The sequence below is a fragment of the Methanomethylovorans hollandica DSM 15978 genome, from assembly GCF_000328665.1.
Taxonomy (GTDB): domain Archaea; phylum Halobacteriota; class Methanosarcinia; order Methanosarcinales; family Methanosarcinaceae; genus Methanomethylovorans; species Methanomethylovorans hollandica.
The window spans coordinates 91,741-110,165 of record NC_019977.1 but is presented as its reverse complement, the minus strand read 5'-3'; the positions used below and the strand labels follow the sequence as shown (position 1 = coordinate 110,165).

At 41.9% G+C, this 18,425-nt stretch carries 17 protein-coding genes and 2 tRNA genes; 7 read left to right on the top strand and 12 right to left on the bottom strand.

All coding sequences use genetic code 11. The annotated features are described in order from the left end of the window. The first annotated feature begins 391 nt into the window (after positions 1 to 391). On the top strand, positions 392 to 3,112 hold the full coding sequence (locus METHO_RS00500) for a hypothetical protein (RefSeq protein ID WP_015323559.1): 2,721 nt from the start codon (positions 392 to 394) through the stop codon (positions 3,110 to 3,112). A gap of 456 nt (positions 3,113 to 3,568) precedes the next feature. Here the strand turns inward: METHO_RS00500 and METHO_RS14050 are convergent, their stop codons facing one another. The 4 genes from METHO_RS14050 to METHO_RS14035 form a co-directional block, all read right to left on the bottom strand. Continuing rightward, complete coding sequence (locus METHO_RS14050) at positions 3,569 to 3,784, bottom strand: hypothetical protein (protein WP_245546301.1); 216 nt, start codon at positions 3,782 to 3,784, stop codon at positions 3,569 to 3,571. Between the two features lie 26 nt (positions 3,785 to 3,810). Beyond that, positions 3,811 to 4,077 (bottom strand): hypothetical protein, encoded by a 267-nt coding sequence (locus METHO_RS14045; RefSeq protein ID WP_245546300.1) that lies wholly within the window; start codon positions 4,075 to 4,077, stop codon positions 3,811 to 3,813. 159 nt (positions 4,078 to 4,236) lie between these two features. Continuing rightward, entirely contained in the window at positions 4,237 to 4,662 is a 426-nt protein-coding gene (locus METHO_RS14040; protein WP_245546299.1) for a sodium/glutamate symporter, read from the bottom strand. Between the two features lie 19 nt (positions 4,663 to 4,681). Next, complete coding sequence (locus tag METHO_RS14035; protein WP_245546298.1) at positions 4,682 to 4,885, bottom strand: hypothetical protein; 204 nt, start codon at positions 4,883 to 4,885, stop codon at positions 4,682 to 4,684. 1,190 nt (positions 4,886 to 6,075) lie between these two features. On the opposite strand from METHO_RS14035, the gene METHO_RS00490 reads away from it, so the two are divergent. After that, positions 6,076 to 8,181 carry a disaggregatase related repeat-containing protein gene (locus tag METHO_RS00490; RefSeq protein WP_015323558.1) on the top strand — a complete coding sequence of 702 codons (2,106 nt, stop codon included), beginning with the start codon at positions 6,076 to 6,078 and terminating at the stop codon, positions 8,179 to 8,181. Between the two features lie 168 nt (positions 8,182 to 8,349). On the opposite strand, the gene METHO_RS14200 is transcribed toward METHO_RS00490, so the two are convergent. Further along, the gene (locus METHO_RS14200) at positions 8,350 to 8,472 is read right to left on the bottom strand and encodes a hypothetical protein (RefSeq protein ID WP_281162786.1); all 123 of its coding nucleotides are present in this window, start codon (positions 8,470 to 8,472) and stop codon (positions 8,350 to 8,352) included. A 57-nt stretch (positions 8,473 to 8,529) separates the two neighbouring features. On the opposite strand from METHO_RS14200, the gene METHO_RS14030 reads away from it, so the two are divergent. Together METHO_RS14030 and METHO_RS14025 are read left to right on the top strand one after the other, a co-directional pair. Beyond that, positions 8,530 to 8,712, top strand: a complete 183-nt coding sequence (locus METHO_RS14030; RefSeq protein ID WP_245546297.1) for a hypothetical protein — start codon at positions 8,530 to 8,532, stop codon at positions 8,710 to 8,712. A 23-nt stretch (positions 8,713 to 8,735) separates the two neighbouring features. Further along, positions 8,736 to 8,930 carry a hypothetical protein gene (locus tag METHO_RS14025; RefSeq protein ID WP_245546296.1) on the top strand — a complete coding sequence of 65 codons (195 nt, stop codon included), beginning with the start codon at positions 8,736 to 8,738 and terminating at the stop codon, positions 8,928 to 8,930. 434 nt (positions 8,931 to 9,364) lie between these two features. Here METHO_RS14025 and METHO_RS00480 read toward each other — a convergent pair. From METHO_RS00480 to METHO_RS00470, 3 genes are all read right to left on the bottom strand, one after another. Further along, positions 9,365 to 9,437 (bottom strand) — tRNA-Asp (locus tag METHO_RS00480). Positions 9,438 to 9,497: 60 nt separating this feature from the next. Further along, positions 9,498 to 9,611 (bottom strand) — tRNA-Tyr (locus METHO_RS00475). A 146-nt stretch (positions 9,612 to 9,757) separates the two neighbouring features. Next, the gene (locus tag METHO_RS00470; RefSeq protein WP_015323557.1) at positions 9,758 to 10,954 is read right to left on the bottom strand and encodes a methionine adenosyltransferase; all 1,197 of its coding nucleotides are present in this window, start codon (positions 10,952 to 10,954) and stop codon (positions 9,758 to 9,760) included. Positions 10,955 to 11,272: 318 nt separating this feature from the next. Here METHO_RS00470 and hisG point away from each other — a divergent pair, with 318 nt between their 5' ends. The 3 genes from hisG (at position 11,273) to hisB (ending at position 13,538) form a co-directional block, all read left to right on the top strand. Continuing rightward, complete coding sequence (gene hisG, locus METHO_RS00465; protein WP_015323556.1) at positions 11,273 to 12,127, top strand: ATP phosphoribosyltransferase; 855 nt, start codon at positions 11,273 to 11,275, stop codon at positions 12,125 to 12,127. A 12-nt stretch (positions 12,128 to 12,139) separates the two neighbouring features. Then, positions 12,140 to 12,886 carry a 1-(5-phosphoribosyl)-5-[(5-phosphoribosylamino)methylideneamino]imidazole-4-carboxamide isomerase gene (gene hisA, locus METHO_RS00460; RefSeq protein WP_015323555.1) on the top strand — a complete coding sequence of 249 codons (747 nt, stop codon included), beginning with the start codon at positions 12,140 to 12,142 and terminating at the stop codon, positions 12,884 to 12,886. 76 nt (positions 12,887 to 12,962) lie between these two features. Continuing rightward, entirely contained in the window at positions 12,963 to 13,538 is a 576-nt protein-coding gene (gene hisB, locus METHO_RS00455) for an imidazoleglycerol-phosphate dehydratase HisB (RefSeq protein ID WP_015323554.1), read from the top strand. Between the two features lie 11 nt (positions 13,539 to 13,549). Here hisB and METHO_RS00450 read toward each other — a convergent pair whose 3' ends face one another. From METHO_RS00450 to METHO_RS00435, 4 genes are all read right to left on the bottom strand, one after another. Further along, the gene (locus tag METHO_RS00450; RefSeq protein ID WP_015323553.1) at positions 13,550 to 15,667 is read right to left on the bottom strand and encodes a MutS-related protein; all 2,118 of its coding nucleotides are present in this window, start codon (positions 15,665 to 15,667) and stop codon (positions 13,550 to 13,552) included. A gap of 11 nt (positions 15,668 to 15,678) precedes the next feature. Next, positions 15,679 to 16,527, bottom strand: coding sequence for a DUF4130 domain-containing protein (locus tag METHO_RS00445; RefSeq protein WP_015323552.1), 849 nt, complete (start codon positions 16,525 to 16,527; stop codon positions 15,679 to 15,681). Then, the gene (locus METHO_RS00440; RefSeq protein WP_048830942.1) at positions 16,524 to 17,615 is read right to left on the bottom strand and encodes a radical SAM protein; all 1,092 of its coding nucleotides are present in this window, start codon (positions 17,613 to 17,615) and stop codon (positions 16,524 to 16,526) included. The genes METHO_RS00445 and METHO_RS00440 overlap by 4 nt, the downstream gene beginning before the upstream one ends. Before the next feature lie 142 nt (positions 17,616 to 17,757). Beyond that, entirely contained in the window at positions 17,758 to 18,315 is a 558-nt protein-coding gene (locus METHO_RS00435; RefSeq protein WP_015323550.1) for an ArsR family transcriptional regulator, read from the bottom strand. Between the last annotated feature and the right edge of the window lie 110 nt (positions 18,316 to 18,425).

Genomic DNA, 18,425 nt, shown 5'->3' with positions numbered 1-18,425 from the left:
AGCAAAAATTAGTAATATTTACATACTTTATTCACACCACTCTTTTTAAATACTAAGGGCAGGCATATAAAAAAGGCATATACTTATATATGAGTAAAGCTCCATTCAGAGGCGGAGTATTAAAAATAAAAGTGGAATCGATCATGCAAAAACAGGTTTTGTATTCCTGTTGTACTTCTGATCGTAGCGATAATTGTTTCAAGCGGTCGTAAGTATCATTTTCAGAAGGACGAAATGCTTCAAAGAAGCTTTTCGATCCATGCTCACACATAGGAGAGATAGCATTATGCTTTCTATTAAAGAAAGCATGCCATAATAAACTAAAATACCTATAACAAAAAGGTATCTGAAAATCAATTTGCTGATAGAACAATAAACCTGGAGGGATAAAATGCAACTCAAGTTAAGTGGATCGATCTATTTAGGAGTCGCAGTAATTTTAATGCTGATGATCCCGGGGATCAGTGCAGCTGAGGAACTCAAAATAGATTTTGTAAGTCAATATAATGAAAATACCTATGATACTAATATTATAACCAATTCCCTTCTGACACCAGAAGGAGAGGATTTCGTCGCCCACCGAGGAGGGAGCGTTGCCACAGCTGTTGTAAACGGTAATTATTCATATGTCGGTCAAGGACAGGACATGATGATAGTGGATATGACTGATACTGCCAATCCTGTAGAAGTAGGAAGGGTTACCACTCCATCACTGGTCAACAACATTGTCATATCAGGAAATTATGCATATGTGGCAAATGGACAAAATGGCCTGACAATAGTGAATATCACTAACCCGGCAGCACCAACTATTTCAGGAACTTCTGGTTCCATATTCGGATCCGGTGTTGCGATATCAGGCAATTATGCATACTTAGCCAGTGGCGTCAGAGGCCTTGTAGTTGTGGATATAACAAATCCAGAAGAACCGGTCCGCTTAGGAACCTATAATACTTCTGGTTATGCATATAAAGTTGATATAAGAGACAACTATGCATATGTTGCAGATGGTAGCACAGGCCTTGTGATAATTGATATAACAAATCCAAATATACCAGTACTTGCAGGGTCCTTGGATACTGACGGAGTTGCAACAGACGTTGCCGTATCAGGAAACTATGCATACGTAGCTGACGGGACAAATGGACTTGCAATCATCAATGTTGCAAATAAGGCAGCACCAAGCCTTGCAACAATTTATGAAACCAATGGTTTTGCAACATACGTAACCGTATCAGGTAACCATACATACATAGCAGACGGAATAAACGGACTTGTAATAGTAGATATCACGAACCCGGAATCACCAGTTCCTACAGGAACACATAACATTGACGCTTCAAATGCTTATTGTGTTGATGTATCAGGAAACTATGCTTATGTAGCCTACGGTAGAAGTGGTCTTGCAGTTCTGGACGTTACAAGCCCATCAAGTCCAAACAGAGTAGGTCTTTACAGTACCACTTCAGGATTTGCAAATGGAGTGGCCATATCGGGCAATCATGCATACGTGGCCAATGGTTTCATGGGCCTTATGGTAGTAGATATAAGTAATCCAGCTGCACCAACCAGCGCAGGCAGTTATATTACCACGGGATATGGACACGATGTCGCTATTTCAGGAAACCATGCATATGTTGCTGATGGAAGAAGTGGTCTTGTAGTTGTAGACATAACTGATCCGACTACACCAAGGCTCGCAGGCAATCTTGCTACATTTGGTCAGGCATTTGGCATTGCAATATCAGGAAATTATGCATACGTTGCGCTTAATAGCAGTGGACTTGTGACTGTAGACATTTCAAATCCGGCTGCACCAGTGGCCAGAAACAGTTATGATACTGCAGGAAATGCAGAAGATGTTGCTGTAGAAGGCAATTATGCATACATAGCAGACGGAGATGCTGGTCTTGTAATCATGGATGTTACTAATCCGATCTTAGCAACACCCATAGGCAGTTACAACACTACTGGACATGCATACGGAGTCGCTGTAGAGGGTAATTATGTATATGTTGCTGATGGCGGTGAAGGAGTTGTAATCCTGAATGTCGTGAATCCTGCTTCTCCAACACTTGTGGGCAGGTATGACACCGGTTTTGCACAGGATGTAGTAATATCAGGAAATCATGCATTTATTGCAGATGATAGCAGCGGACTTGTAATCCTGGATATCACAAACCCTGCAACACCAACTGAGGCTGGAAGATACAACACACCTGGTTTTGCATATAGTGTCGCTGTAGAAGGTAATTATGTATATGTCGCCGATTTCAACAATGGTCTTGTTACTTTAAGACTGTATCCAGATGAGGCGAATGAAACAAACGATACCGTAGGAGTTTACAACAACGAGGGCACATGGGCACTATGGAACACTAACACTAATGCCGCAGATGTTGTGGGATTCGGCTGGGCAGGTACTGAACCCATAGTAGGTGACTGGGATGGAGATGGAGTTAAAGAACTAGGTGTGTACAACACAGCTGGAAACAATTTCCTGATCCAGACAGACTCCGGATATGAAGTTCTTGGTCTTGGCTGGCCTGGAGTGACACCTGTCATAGGTGACTGGAATGGAGACGGTACCGATGAGGTCGGTGTATATGACAACGCAGGCACCTGGGCCCTATGGAACACAACCAGCAACAGTGCTGATGGTGCTAAGATCATTGGTTTCGGCTGGGCAAATACAGTACCCGTTGTAGGTGACTGGAATGGAGACGGCGCTACTGAAGTGGGTATCTACAACACCGACGGTAATAATTTCCTGATCCAGACAGACTCCGGATACGAAGTCATTGGTCTGGGATGGCAGGGAGTTTCCCATGTAGTTGGAGACTGGAACGGAGACGGTGCTGAAGAAGTTGGTGTATACAACAATGAAGGTACCTGGGCTCTATGGAACACCAATACCAACTCTCCTGACATTGCAGGATTTGGCTGGGCAGGTACCGAACCAATCGTAGGTGATTGGAATGGAGACAACACCATTGAACTTGGCATATATAACAGACTGGGACATAATTTCCTGATCCAGACAGATTCCGGATATGAAGTGATCGGTCTTGGCTGGGAAGGCGTGACCCCGTTTGCAGGTAAATGGAACTGATTTCCATGTAAAGATGTAGAAGTTTATGATCAAAAATAAACTTCTACTTACTTTTTTTAAGAGTTAGACTTGGCATAAACCTTGATCATTTTATCTCAGTCATTCACAAAAAAGTTTAGTGCCATAATTTTGGACTCAAAAGATTGGAATTGTAATTCTAATCATTGCTGTTGAATTCTATGTTTCTAATATTTGTCCCTGAAACACTTTTTCAAGACGGTAAAGTGTTTTCACAATGAAAACCTTGAAATGATTGGGTAGTGAGGGATATTGGTGAGCTTTACACTGAACACAGTGCGAAATTATTGATGGAACATCTATTGGTGTATTCGAGGTCATACCGCGCTGTAGATCATCATTGTCATTTTTTCCCGAAGTAGAAGAGTCCCAATAAGAGCCAGAATAACATGATGATAGCTGTCAGAATAAGCATAGGCATCGGACCAAAGTAGAATATTAAAGGAACAGAAGCTGCAGTAAATACACCACCACCCACATTGGCTCAAAGAGGAGTTGTTTATATCCGAATCCTTCGAGAGCAGGAGATCTGTTATCAGGATCAGCAATCCTCATGAGTAAAAGACCGCTTGCTGTCATTCCCATAGACTGCCCGAAATTGCCTATGCTCCTTTCAAACCAATAGGATGGCATCATCCTAGGTCCAAGGAACATAAATCCTACCAGATTCCAAATTATCCCTACAAATGCAAGTATGATGAAGGCATCAGATTATTACCGATCACTGTAAGGGACAAGGTCGCAATGGCACTGGTTATCAATATATCCAGAGAGAGACCCTGTATCCTCATCATGAGATTTCTGTCCAGAGTCTGGTACACATCAAACCTTTCAAGGAACACCTGCAGGATGATACCTCCAATCATTGCCAGAGGAAAGAGAGGAACGTAGGTAAGCAAATGTATACCTGTGATTTTTCCCCATGTGATCTCTTCTAACTGAATCAAAAGCTGCAGAATAATATAACCGATACCTATGGCAACTCCAACGTAAGGAAAATGGAGAGATAGAGGTTCAATTGATTCAGGTCTCGTAGTGATCTTCCCGGCAGATTCCCTTGCAGCAAAATCAATGATATCGGCCTGCTTTTTCTCATCAAAGGCTATCTAGGATGTCCTTTGCAATACTTCTGTTTTACCAGTCCTTACCCCATAGTTAAGGATCAATATACCCATCACAACACCAAAAAGGATACCCACTGTCGCAAGACCGAGTGCTAGATCACCTGCTTCTGCAAATCCCAGTTCCTCGAAAGTCGCAGCCATGCCTGCTGCGGTACCGTGCCCTCCTTCAAAAGATATTTCTAGAAGTGCACCTGCCATAGGATCTATTCCAAACACCGGGCTTAGGACAACGATGATTACCAGTATTCCAAATACATATTGTCCCCATGCTATGGTTTGCCCGTAGGCAACCTGAGGTCCTGCTATTAACCACATCTCGCGGATACCGGGTATCTTCTTTCCCAGAAAAAGCGTAGCAAATATTACATTGATAAAAAGTCCTGGCAAGGTTCTCCATACATCAAGCATCTCCTGTGGGAATATACCGTTAGAGAGAAGGACCGTAATAGCCAGTCCATGAAACAGTGGTGCCCAGAACCTCAGGACCAAGGAACAAAGCAAGAAATCCCCCTATAAGTGAACTGGGTATGAAGAGTTTTTGAAGGGATAGAGACATTACTCGTATCCATTTCCCGAGGAGCAAAAACACACCAAGTACAAGAAAACTCATTCCCACCATTGAAGCAGACACTAAGATGACCTCCTGCTACCTCACTAGAATATGTGTTTGAGGTATCAATCTCGTTTTAGGAGGAACAGTACATACCTTTTTGCATTCTTTTTATAGATAAAATGAAACTGTTTGCGCCAACAAATAGCACATACCCATTGTAAAAATACTATGTCGTATTTAAGGCTTATTAATTGAATTTATTGTTACAAAGAAATCAGTGAGCCTATACCAAAACTATAGTACTGTCGCCCTGAATGCTATTGCGAGGATTTGAACAGATATGAACGTCTTAATATGATTTTCAAAGGATTGTTAGATATTGCATGTCTTATGTTGTTTGGAAAAAAGTGTCACCGAAGTTTTGAATCTTCAATATGAGACCTGTATATAAATGATTAAAAAAATAGAGATGCTGAAGCATGATCTTGTCTTTTTCTAATGACTTAATCCATTTAAGCAATTCTTTTGAAGAAAGATGATGCTCCACCAAAATTAGTATACATTATCCATTAAATATAATAATATGTTAGTGACTATTAATGGAATAAATTTGTATAAATGATTTAAATTGCTACATATATTGTTGAATAAACATTGATTTAATACTTTATAATGCTTTATTATAGTTGATAAAACTTTAAAAACAAATATTTTCCCATATTGATTCATATAAAGCTATCAAATTCAATTTGAAATACCTTGTAAGACTGTTTGTATTAATAAGTTCATGTGGGTTTCCTTACCCAGCTTCAAAGATTCCTTTTTTCCATTATTTTTGGTATGGTAAATGTTAGATACTTCATTCATATGATTTTAATCAAACAGAAAGAAAGTATATCAAAGAATTAAGGGCATTTAGTCTTTTTTTCAATTTAGAATCTACTTTAATCCCCTATTAAGGCATGATTTTAAAATATAAGGTGTTTTAGCATTTATTGTGAATAAGTATGTTTATATACCTCAAACCTAATCCGAATTCACTCCAAAAACGTTTGTTGATAATTGAATGATCAGCACAACAATATTTGATATCTGTAAGTTGTAGTTTCCCAAATTGCAGCTCTCATAGGATAATAAATGATAGAATGGATTTCATTACTGCATCTATCATGATCATAGATATTTGTTCACGCTTGGATCTGTTCTCTCAAAAATAAGTTGTTACTGATTATACAAAATAATTCCAATAAAAAAACAGAGGTGTAAATATGGATAATATATGTTTTAAGGGTTTCGAAAAATTTAGCGCCCATAGATGGGCCAAATCACGCCATGTGTTGTTAATTGCTTTATGGTTGAGCAATTATGTATACTCAACAGCAGCTACTTTCTCTACAAAATACAATTTCTCTAAAAATAAAAACAACACCACCTTTAAAAAAATATCTATTTCCGTCCTTGGATTAGTATTTTGTTTCCTGTGTTTTTCAATAGCCGGATCCGGTCTATCTTCAGCAGCAAATGCAAATGTTGCTGCGAGCGGAAGTGGCGATTACATTTGTGACGGAACAAATGATCATGTTGAAATAAATAAAGCACTTGCATACGTAAAAAGTACTGGTGGCGGTACTGTACATCTAAGGGGTCCAAATACATACTGGATAGATAGCACTCTTAAAATCGGCTCAAACACAAAACTCACAGGTGACTCCACTGCTGAAATAAAACTTGTTCCAAAGGCAGGTTGGTCCAGCGGTGTTCCAATGATCCGGGGTGATACCGGAGCAAAGAATATCGTGATCACTGGTTTTACTATAGATGGGAACAGCGAAAGTCAGGGTGTTTCTTTTGGAAGAGGATATTATAATCTGATCGATTTTGAAAATTCAAATAACATAGAAGTATCCAACATGCGTCTTGAATGGGGTTGCAATGATGGTGTACAGATAAAGAGAGGCAGCAACATCGATTTTACCCATAATGATGTATACAAAATGGGGCATGATGCCTTTTACATACTTTACTCTAGTAAAGGTGAAGTTGCATACAATACGGTCTTCACACGGACAAATAGTGCGTGCAGATTATCCGGCGGTGTATCTGATTTTACTGTCCATGACAATACATTCTATTCTGACGGGGGCGGCACATCAACAGGACCGGCAATAGAGATAGATAAAACCGGCAGATCAGGTACTTTGTCCTTCAATAATATAGAGATCTATAAAAATAAGATACACAACATAAGGGGTTCAGGTATCTGGATGTTTGCAGCATATAGTGATAATGTCATAAGGGCAAAGAACGTCCATATACACCACAATACATTTACAAAAGTAGGACAGCATGCTTCAAATACCGGATATACCAATGCAGCAATCACAATGCAGAACTTTGATAACACTATCATCGAGAATAATGTATTCGATGATGGCGGTAATGCTGCAATAAAATGGTATGCATGGTCTTCAGTTCCACAGCAAAAGGCTAAGTTTACCACCCATGTGAGGAACAATGTCATAAAGAACAATGATGGAATGAGTGGAGTCAGCGGCTCAGGAGTGGGTATATGGAACACACAGCCATCCTACGCGACGTTCATAGTTCAGAAAAATGATTTTTCCAACAATAAGAATGGGGATACATCTGGCGGAGGGTTCACAATGAGCAATAACGCGAATGTAGCCCCATCCTCGAGTGGTTCAACGGTTGTCAACAAGGCCAATACTGCCCCAGCTGCAACAAAGACCACACCATCTACTCCGACATCTAAGACCAGCACACCATCGAAATCCACAGCAGGATCGGTCTTATACCCTACCCATGACAATGGCCTGCGGACTTCATCTCCTACTAGTGTTTTCTCCAAAAACAACTATATGGACATTGGAAGGGATTCTGCTAGTTGCAGGGATCTAATGATGTTCGATCTGAGTAAATACAAAAAAACAGATAAAATATCCAAGGCTACTCTCTCCCTTTACTGGTATTACCCAGCACGTGCCACCCGCACTTCTAACACAGTGGTAGAGATCTACAGACCAGCAGCTGACTGGGATCCAAGGTATGTAAGCTGGAACAACCGTGCATCTGGCACAAAATGGACCACAGCAGGAGGAAACTGGTATGACAAGAACGGAAGGGCTCAGGGTGCTACACCGTACGCATCTCTTACATTCGCGGCCAAGACAGTACCTGGTAACAGATACTATGACTTCGATGTAACTCAGCTGGTGCAGGAATATGTTAGCGGTAAGTTCAAGAACACCGGATTCTTCCTGAAGGCCAGAACAGAGAGCGGCAATTACATTGCATTCTATAGCTCAGAATGGTCCAATGCAGCTCAAAGGCCGAAGTTAACTGTGACCACCTGAAAAAATATGATCTACTAAGGGCGAAAAACAATTTCGCTCTGCTTTTTTATTTTAAGATACACAATATCTTCTGAAAACTTAATTATTGGCTCTGTAGAGGTAATTTCCTTTCGAGGACTAAACACATTTACTTTCAAGAAATGTGTTGTACTATATATAAAATCGTTTTCACAACCCAATGCCAAGTCTCAATTGCTCTTCTTCTCGTTTTACCCTTAATAACCCTTTTCCAATAAATTTTCCAACTAACCTGTAAAAACGCCGCCTTGCTGTGACAGTGGCTGCTTTCATCCAGTGCACCTGGAACCAGTGATTTTAGCAGGAAGAAGCCGAATATAATACTATATTATGAAACTGAGAAAACAGGTGCATGGAGACTGGCTCAATGGTTATGGGATGATAAAGATATCAAGGCAGCGCCCGCCCTATTCAGTGCATGTGAAAGTGGCAGCGTATCTTATAGATCTTGGTTTGATAGGCCACAATACCCGGGTGATAACTCCTGAATATGGTCCAAGAATTGTTGGATAGCTTTGCTAACTACAACTGAACTAATGCCAGACAAGCCCTCCCCTCATAACCTATGTGCAGAGCAGCCCCCGTGCCAGGAAGAATCGTTCTGTGTAAAAGCATGTCCTTATGGTGCAATTATTCCAGGTCCATCTCAGGGATTTCCACCAGGTGAAAAAGTGATATACGATAAATGTGTGGTAGCACATCAACTTGAAAAATATATATATAATAAATGAGAAAAGCACATCCGCAGAATGACAGAACGTGGCTTTATGGAATGTACGATATGTAATCTCGCTTGTCCCCATGACAAAAAAGTAGAATAAATACCAGAAAATGAGGTCTTGCTTGAAAGCAAGCACACTTTTTTGTTTTCTTTTGTTGCCTAAATTGGTATTCTTTCACCTTGATTATTGACAGAATTATGATCAGCAATACAATGATCACATCTCCGAGAGGATTAAAAAATAGTAAGGATGAAAAACCCAAGCTTAAAAAACAATTCTTTCTTATAGATTTACTTGTACTTTGCAGTACGGGTTCTCTCTTCCTTGAGAAACAAGCTTACTCTCAATGTTGTAAAGTGTCATGCCCTTTCACTCCGCTTATACTTAAAAAGATCTTATCCAAGCGAAGTGAAAGAAATTTAGGCATCAAACTTAGAATATAACGCCCGAACCGGGATTCGAACCCGGGTCGAAGCCTCGACAGGGCTTCATGATAGGCCACTACACTATTCGGACGCTGTGATCGCGAGTACCCCTAAAAGGGGGTTTTTACATTTAAACCTTTCGTTAGGGATTTGGTCCCGCCTCCCAGACTCGAACCGGGGGCATCGCGGTGCCTGCGCGGTAATGTGTGACTGACGTCACATGACCATACTACAGCCGCGCACTCTACCACTGAGTTAAGGCGGGACAACGCGATAAATCACTGAGGACATACCTCACGAGTATCACACTGATAAGCATCATACTACTTAGCCTTTTCGGAAAAATTGATTTAAGGGCTCTTTAAAATGAAGGGAAAGAAGGAATGAGTGTCCTTCTTCACAAAAAGGACATCAGAATGTGTCCAATTCACCCTTTATTATCATTTTAGTGATGTCTACCACGTTGGCCAGGCCCTCATCAATGATGGCATTGGCTTCAGACCTGATGGATTCGAAGTGTGTTCCCTTTTTCGGGATGATCTGAGCACTTGCCACCAATGGCTGGTCTATGGGCTGTCCTATCTGGGAAAGTATCCTTATGTACACGTCCTCAACATCAGGGATTTCCTGAACGATCTGCATTGCCATCTTTGTAGAAAGCAGGTTGTAAAGTTTGCCAATGTGATTGATGGGATTCTTACCACTTGTTGCTTCCATGCTCATAGGCCTGTTGGGAGTGATCAGACCATTGCAACGGTTACCCCTTCCAACAGAACCATCGTCACCCATTTCTGCAGAAGTACCTGTGACGGTCAGGAACACAGATCCATGGTCATAATTATCTGCAGTGTTGACATAGGTATTGACCTTCCTGTCAGTATACTTCAGCGCGAGGTCATGGACATAGTTGTTCATCTGCTGTTTGATACTGATATAACTGTCCATATCGTCAATGTGTCTGCCCACCATAGCACAGCCCACAGTAACAGTGATCTCATCTCCATCCCTCATACCCATTACCTTGATATCAGTGCCTATGCCCGGAACCTTTTTCTTCAAGTCATTAATGAGTTGCCTTTCAGTATTGTAGACAATGTTCTCAAGCTCTGAGAAAGGAGCATGCCCAACACCAAAGGAAGTGTCATTTGCAAAAGGAACACTGTCTTTCCTGAACACATCCCTCAGATCTGAAGAACCTGTACCAAGTTTACAGTCTATGATGATATCCCTTTCCAGATCCATATCCACAATGTGCTTCCTCAGATACTGCCTGGCGGCTGAAAGTGCTACAGCATCTGTGGGGATCTCCACACCTTCAAACTCTTTGGTAGCCCTGCCCACAAGTAATGTATATATGGGCTGTATGACCTCGCCGCCACCGAATGCGGGGCAGGAGCGACCTGCAACTATCTGAGTTTCATCAGTATTATGATGTAGCACAGCTCCACACTTTTTAATGTACTCAGCACATAAAGCACGGCTCACTGCCTCAGAGAGACCATCGGAAATGCTGTCAGGGTGTCCAATACCCTTTCTCTCAACAAGTTCGATCTGCTGTCTGTTGACAGGAGTTTCCGTCAAAGGTTCGACCTTGATGTTCCTGATCATTCTAATCCTCTTTAAAGTAAACAAATTCCATTTTTAACATGTTTTTATATTTCTTGGGGAATTTGTATAATAACTAATGCATAGTCATATTTAATACTAACCATATCCTGTATTACCACTGGTAATAAAAAAACTACGGAGAAAAATAGTAAAAATGAACTATTGAAATGCATTATAGATCAGAGAGAGACCATAATAGCAACTTCAACGGCTTATACAAGACAACTTATACTATAGTGAATATATGAAGGCTTATATGCCAGAAAAGTATTCCTCAGGTCATTTAGAACCAAGAGAATGCATCCGGAAGTAAGAATTATGATACGTATTGCAATACCCAATAAAGGAAGACTGCACGACCCTACCGTGGAACTGCTAAAGGAAGCAGGTCTGCCAGTGCTTGAAGGGGGAACAAGGAAACTTTTCGCAAAAACTAACGATCCTGAGATCACCATCCTTTTCGCAAGAGCTTCGGACATTCCTGAATATGTACAGGACGGAGCAGCAGATGTCGGTGTTACCGGCCTTGACCTGATAAGTGAAACAGGTGCACAAGTGGAAATGTTACTTGACATGGGTTTTGGACGTGCCAGCCTTGTACTCGCAGTTCCCGAGGAATCGCACCTTAACACACCCCAGAGCCTTGAAGGTAAAAGGATAGCCACAGAATTCCCCAACATCACATCAAGGTATTTCAAGAACCTGGGAGTTAACGTAGAGATCGTCAAGGTCAGCGGTGCCTGCGAACTTACACCACATGTTGGGATTGCAGATGCCATTGTGGATATTTCAAGTTCTGGAACCACACTTGCAACTAACCACTTGAAGATGATAGAGAATGTCTTTTCCTCCTCCGTCTACCTCATCGCTAACAAAAAAACCAGCGCAAATAACTCCAAGATAGAACAGATTAGCACTTCCATAGAAAGCGTAATCAGAGCAAAAGGCAAGCGTTACCTCATGATGAACGTACCAGAATCATCCCTGGAAGCAGTTAAGCAGGTATTGCCTGGCCTTGCAGGGCCCACCGTCATGAAAGTAGAAGCTTCACAGTCCATTCTTGCAGTACATGCTGTAATAGATGCTGACCTAATTTTCTCTACGGTCAACAAGCTAAAATCTGTAGGTGCAAAGGACGTACTGGTGATACCCATCGAAAGACTCATGCCCTGAGGTGATCATCCGATGCAATTTGAAGTTATCCCCGCAGTAGATATGAGAGGCGGCAAATGTGTGCAACTGGTTCAGGGAGTTCCCGGAAGTGAAATGATCTCCCTGGATGATCCGATAGCTGTTGCCTTGGATTGGATAGCCCAAGGAGCAAAGACCCTGCACCTTATAGATCTGGACGGTGCACTGGATGGAACAAGGATCAACGCACCTATTATCGAAAAGATAGTATATGAAGGTAAAAACAGAGGAGTAATGATCCAGATAGGAGGAGGCATACGCTCCTTTGAAGATGCAGCACATCTTCTTAAGCTTGGTGCTGACAGGGTTATATTGAGCACAGCGGCCCTGCGTGAACCAGAACTTGTTAAAAAGCTGGCCCGTGAGTTCGGAAGCGAACACATAAATGTAGCTCTGGATTCAAAGAATGGAAAAGTGGCCATAGAAGGCTGGAAGAAACTTTCTGAATTCACTGCAGTGGAGATGGGACAAAAGTTTGAGAACCTGGGAGCAGGCACTCTGCTTTTTACCAACATTGATAACGAAGGACTCATGCGTGGAGTAGATGCAACACCAACTGCCGAGCTGGTTAAAGCTGTAAACATACCAGTAATAGCTTCAGGAGGCATCACCACCCTCCAGGATATACTCACCATCAGAGCAACCGGTGCATGCGGAGTGGTAGTAGGCAGCGCATTGTACACAGGCAAGTTCACTTACCTAGAAGCTCTTAACATTCTGAAACAGAATAAAGATAGCTGAACATGGTCTGACATCGGTTGTCTGATATAGTCTAACATAAATAGTTAGAACAGGTAAAAATAGGCAAGTGAAACTTATGAGAAAAGCAAATATTTCCCGCAAGACCAAAGAAACCGACATACAAATAGAGCTTAACCTGGAAGGAAATGGTATTTCCGACATTTCCACAGGTATAGGTTTTTTTGATCACATGCTGCATGCATTCTCAAAACATGGTAATTTTGATCTTACGATCAAAGCCGAAGGAGACCTCATCGTAGATGATCACCACCTCATAGAAGACATAGGTATTGTATTGGGACAGGCAATAGCTCAAGCCTTAGGAAACTGTGCAGGTATAGCCCGGTTTGGGGAGGCAAGGATCCCAATGGACGAAGCCCTTGCTTCAGTAGCCCTTGACATTGGAGGGCGTAGCTATCTAATACTGGATGCTGCTTTCGCCGCTCCTAAAGTGGGAGAGTTCAGCACCCAGATGGTTAAACACTTCTTTGAATCCATAGTGAACAATGCTAAGATCAATATGCATGCGAGTGTATACGGGGACAATGACCATCACAAAATAGAGGCACTTTTTAAGGGCTTTGCTTATGCTCTGCGCAGAGCAATAGTTGTGGAAGGCGAGGGGATCAAGAGCACAAAAGGTGTGCTTTGATTGCATTTCCCTCAAAACTTACTTTTCAGCCTCTCATAAAAGAGATGATCATTGCCACTTGTTTTGCGCAGCAGCCTTTCTACTATTAGTTCCGGTGTACTTCTTGCTACATAATTGTAACGGGGAGTCCGATTCACAATTAGATTAAGGTCACTGTCCAGACCGCTTGCTTCGATACCGTCCACCCTTACATTACTTTGTGTATTTTCCATAATGAGCCCTGAAAGATGCGACACGAACACTGCCAGGCTTTTCTCGTTCTCTGAAAGCATTTCCAGAATACCGGAAATGATTTTGGCAGAAGCACCTGGTTCTGTGATCGACTCCAGCTCATCCACAAGCACGATCTTTCCTGAACTATCAGCAACCACTGAAAAATCGATCAGTGTTGTCTCGAAGGCTCCTGCATCGAGAGTGCCCTTGGATTTGGCAAAATAGTACAACCCATCAGTCAGTCCTACCTCCATGGCTGCCGCAGGTACGGGAAAGCCCATGTGGGCAAGGATAATACATTGTGCCAGCAATTCAAGAAGTGAGGTCTTACCCCCCGAGTTTACTCCGCTGAGGAGGACTATTCTGCTCACATCTTGCTTATGGCTGAAAGATGTCTCACCAACTGCATAATCAATTGGTACAACTGTACCATGCCTAGATCTGAGGAAGAGGTTCTCTGCATTTTTCAAACCCACTCCGGTTCCTTCTATAATCCTGGGAAGAGAAAGACCATACTCTGAAGAAAAACAACCAATAGTAAAACCAACATCGAAATTCAATACTTCTTTCACGATTTCTCGGATAGTATCGCGCATATCCACAAGAGAGCGCGCCACTTGCCTCTTATGTTCTATCTTTCTTTTCGCGATCCTCTCTTTAATATACTGTTTCAGGACAGTTACCTGTGTCCTGTCCGCCTCCACAGGATGGTTAATGGTTTGAGGGAATAAGTTATCCAGGAAAAAGATCTCTTTCTTTTGCAGACAGAGAGTTGTACAAATATGTTTCCTGGCTTTCTCAACCACTGAAACATAATTATGACGCAATTGGTTTTCCAGAACTGACTGTAGTTCAGTATTATCATGCATCATCCTTAACATATCCTGACCACTGAGAACAAGCTGGCTTTCTTTGAGAGCATTGTTGAGTTCCTCATTGGCAAAGGTGTTTGCACTTCCCACAGCAGTATCAATTCCTCCAAGTATTAATGCAAGACGATCTATCTCGGGGTCTGTACCTGCCCTCACATCCCCATTCTCGTCTATCATGCAGATGGTTTTTTCCAGTTTATCCAGAGTTACATTGTCCACTTCCTGAAGGAAGGCCATTCCAGCCTCTCTGATAATTCGGGTAACCTGAAGGGAACAATCTATCACCTGCAGATTACGTGAAACCTGATTGATCTCATTATCAGGAACTATCTTCCATTCTTCACAGGCTTCCAGGTCAGGAACTATCTCTACCTCTACATCCTCGGGCAACTCACAGGAAAATAGATCGTCATCTGCGGTTATGACATGAGAATAACCCCGTGCTGAATCCACTACATCGGTAAGGGAACTTACAAGGTGCACATCCACATATTCTCCAAACCGTTTCTTTATCTTTTCAAGCTTTTTTGGATCAGTGGTAAGGACCACCCGGTCCCGCACTTTCATCGATTTTTGATTCAGATTGAGTGGTTTCACACCACTTAGTAAAGATAGAAAAACTTCATTCCCTCTGAGCATATCAGCATGTTCAATATGTTGTGCCATCGAAATCCGTATCGATTCTATCCTGTCCCGACTGGATGCCGGATAAGGAAAAAAAGTATGCATCTTCTCTCTTGCATAACCTGTGTGTGCAAAGGTCTTGATAATATCCAGCAACCTCTCATAGATATCCATGGACTCGCGTGTTTTCAGGAAATCCTGTACTCTAACACCTTCTATCCTGGAGTTTACCTCCTGCACCAAGGATATCGCATATCTCTGACCTACACCTTCTATGCATGATATGCTTGCCACATCACCATTTAGGATAGCTTCAAGAGCATTCTGTTCGGTTCCAAAGTGTTCTATGAAACGTCTGGCCATTTTTTCCCCGATGCCTGGGATGTCATTTAAAGAACATATGCTTTCTTTGCGTTTCATACTTTCACTTCTCACACTTCAAAAAAATCCCCCAATTTACAGGGAGATATCCCCCTTTCCACCTTGTACCTGTCTTTCATAGACATGCTACTTACAGAAGAAGCAACCTTAGGCTGAAACTTCTTAGCCTGATTCTTGTTCCTCCTGCTATCTATCATCTGAGAATCATAATAAACATCCCATAGTTCCTCAACCTCATCCGATGCATTCATGGTTTTAAGACTACCCAGGAGAGAAGAATTAACGACTATGAAGCTGTCAAGACCTACAAAATGACCGTTACCTATCCACGCTTTATGCCCATTGACCACAGCTACCGGAAGGTCCGGATTTTTTCTAGCCAGCCATCTGCAGAACATATCTTCGATCCTGTGTTCCGTTTTGACATTCGCTATAAGTATCCCTCTTACAAAAACAGGCCTTGCAAACATACATAACCTGTGATGGAAAAGATTCACTTCACGCATGCATCTGTAGCATCGCTTTTGCAATTGGTTCTTACCTGAAAAAAGGGAGATTATATCCTCTGATAAGCTCAAAGCTCTTACAAGCTCTGAGGGGTTACAATTTGAATGTCTGAGCACCATATCTATAAAATGGATGAGATCGGGTTCTTTCCTGTAAGATAATTTCAAATGACGATCCCAGTGCTTGCCAAAAGCAAGTGCTGCAAGTTCCATTGCTGAGAGCTTCGATCCGAAGCCAGCAAGCTCAAGATCATTGTCTGTTCCTGTAAAATCGATCTTTCTTCGAAGTTCTTCCAGATCCTCAGCAAACATAAGGTGTGCATCAGGCGACTGCCGTAGTTTCAGGCAGGCAAGCAACACACCTTCTACAGTTGTTCTGAAGCCGATTATCATGAACATACCTCCATAAAAGCAGAGAGGTTTGTCTGAAAATGGCCTTTGAGTTTAATGTAAGGTCTTGCCCGCGTAATGACCACACCCATGCGTGCAAGTTCCTGCTCACAGTTAATAGGTCTGGATTGCATTATACGACTGGCACTTACAGGGCCGATCCCCGGAACCAGCAACAATTCCTGCAGGCTAGCATTGTTGACATCTATAGGAAATATTTCAGGGTTAGATTGGGCAAGCAGGATCTTTGGATCCTGATCTTTCAGAAAACCTGTATCTGTATATATTCCATCAAGATCCCTTGCCTTCAGTCCGTAGTCCTTAAGTAGGTAAGATGTCTGATAAAGCCTTGCCTCACGCCATTGGGGCGAGGGTTCGTTGTGTTCAAGAGGTGTGTTCGGTACAGGATCAAAACTCATAAAATAAGGCCTTCTGAGATCGTATTTGTCCATGAACTTTGTCACAGTGTGCACAATATCCTGGTCAGACTCATTAGCAGCACCTACAACGAACTGAGTGTCGTTGGCACCGATGATACGACCCCCATAGCCAACTTCTTTCCTTTTCTGGATTATGAGTTCCTTTGTCCATTTTAGACGCTGTAGCACATCAGTATTGTAATTGAAGTTTGGACAGACCTCAGAATAGTTGATACTACTTGTTGTTTCAGCATTGACTCCGAACTTATTTGCCACATCCGCGATCTCTTCCAGAAGATACTTTGGAGTACCTGGCATAAGCCTCATGTGTATGTATCCTTCAAAACCCTGAGCACGCAATTTTCTGGCCACTTCAAGCTGTTTTTCGGAAGTATTCTCAGCATCCCCTATTACACCGGAAGACAGGAACAAGCCCTCTACAGCATTTCTTCTGTAAAAGGACCATGTGATCTTTACGATCTCATCCGGGGATAGTGATACGCGGGGAGTATCCCTTTCACATCTGTTGGGACAGTAGGTACACTCCCCTGAACAATAATTTGTAAGCAGCGTCTTATAAAGCTGGATACATCTGCCATCGGGAGCAAAAGCATGGCATAAGGCACTTTGGTTGCAGCTATCATATTTAGTACCTGATGCTAGATAGCGCATACGCTCCGTGAGGGACTTATGGGCTTCATGGAGAGTTCTCACAATGCAATGACTGATGATTGAATATAAAACAGAAATGTAAGCGATGTGAAAGTATTAAAAAGGTATGAGAGAACTTAACGATCCACTAAAGTGTGAATTATCACTCTTCATCCTTTACTTTGATATTGATCTTCAATTTAGTAACGGCTTCCAGTTTCTTCCATTCGACTGTTGCATCCTTTTCAAACGTACAGTTCTTAACTGTCTTATCAAGGAGTTTGCCGTCCACTTCATACACAAAGAAACCTTCTTCACCATTGGTGGACACAATATTCTCAAAGTCATAGTCCTGCCGTACTTCCACTACAGCAACCTTTTTCAGGGCTTCCAGAAGAGTTGTACCTTTTGGTACTTCTATAGTTTTAGTGGGTGCAAGTATATCCAAAGCTGAAACAATGTTCTTATTATTTAGTTTCAAAACATGGGTTTTCCCGTACACCTTGCGCTCTATCAGTTGAGCGCCCTCGAGAATGGTCGCATGCTTCGCTGCAACCGGAACAGATATATCAAGCTCCCTTGCCAGTTCGGAGATGTGAACCTCACCCTCGCACAGCTTTTGCAGCATTTTCAAGCGTGTATCACTGCCCAAAGCACTGAATACTTTAAGACGTTCAGTGTTGTTAAGGTCTTGAGGGGGATTGTTATCAAATGGGCTCATATATAGCAAAGTATTATTTATACATATATAAAACATTCCCCGTTAATATTCTATAAGACATATACCTCATCTAAATTAGTAATGTATATAAAACATATATTTGTGCAATG

What these genes read in the sequence shown, in the direction of transcription:
- METHO_RS00500 (WP_015323559.1), top strand. Translation starts at nt 392, where the DNA reads ATGCAACTCAAGTTAAGTGGATCGATCTATTTAGGAGTCGCAGTAATT.
- METHO_RS14050 (WP_245546301.1), bottom strand. Translation starts at nt 3,784, where the DNA reads ATGTTCCTTGGACCTAGGATGATGCCATCCTATTGGTTTGAAAGGAGC.
- METHO_RS14040 (WP_245546299.1), bottom strand. Translation starts at nt 4,662, where the DNA reads ATGCTTGATGTATGGAGAACCTTGCCAGGACTTTTTATCAATGTAATA.
- METHO_RS00490 (WP_015323558.1), top strand. Translation starts at nt 6,076, where the DNA reads ATGGATAATATATGTTTTAAGGGTTTCGAAAAATTTAGCGCCCATAGA.
- METHO_RS14200 (WP_281162786.1), bottom strand. Translation starts at nt 8,472, where the DNA reads ATGAAAGCAGCCACTGTCACAGCAAGGCGGCGTTTTTACAGGTTAGTT.
- METHO_RS14030 (WP_245546297.1), top strand. Translation starts at nt 8,530, where the DNA reads ATGAAACTGAGAAAACAGGTGCATGGAGACTGGCTCAATGGTTATGGG.
- METHO_RS14025 (WP_245546296.1), top strand. Translation starts at nt 8,736, where the DNA reads ATGCCAGACAAGCCCTCCCCTCATAACCTATGTGCAGAGCAGCCCCCG.
- METHO_RS00470 (WP_015323557.1), bottom strand. Translation starts at nt 10,954, where the DNA reads ATGATCAGGAACATCAAGGTCGAACCTTTGACGGAAACTCCTGTCAAC.
- hisG (WP_015323556.1), top strand. Translation starts at nt 11,273, where the DNA reads ATGATACGTATTGCAATACCCAATAAAGGAAGACTGCACGACCCTACC.
- hisA (WP_015323555.1), top strand. Translation starts at nt 12,140, where the DNA reads ATGCAATTTGAAGTTATCCCCGCAGTAGATATGAGAGGCGGCAAATGT.
- hisB (WP_015323554.1), top strand. Translation starts at nt 12,963, where the DNA reads ATGAGAAAAGCAAATATTTCCCGCAAGACCAAAGAAACCGACATACAA.
- METHO_RS00450 (WP_015323553.1), bottom strand. Translation starts at nt 15,667, where the DNA reads ATGAAACGCAAAGAAAGCATATGTTCTTTAAATGACATCCCAGGCATC.
- METHO_RS00445 (WP_015323552.1), bottom strand. Translation starts at nt 16,527, where the DNA reads ATGATAATCGGCTTCAGAACAACTGTAGAAGGTGTGTTGCTTGCCTGC.
- METHO_RS00440 (WP_048830942.1), bottom strand. Translation starts at nt 17,615, where the DNA reads ATGCGCTATCTAGCATCAGGTACTAAATATGATAGCTGCAACCAAAGT.
- METHO_RS00435 (WP_015323550.1), bottom strand. Translation starts at nt 18,315, where the DNA reads ATGAGCCCATTTGATAACAATCCCCCTCAAGACCTTAACAACACTGAA.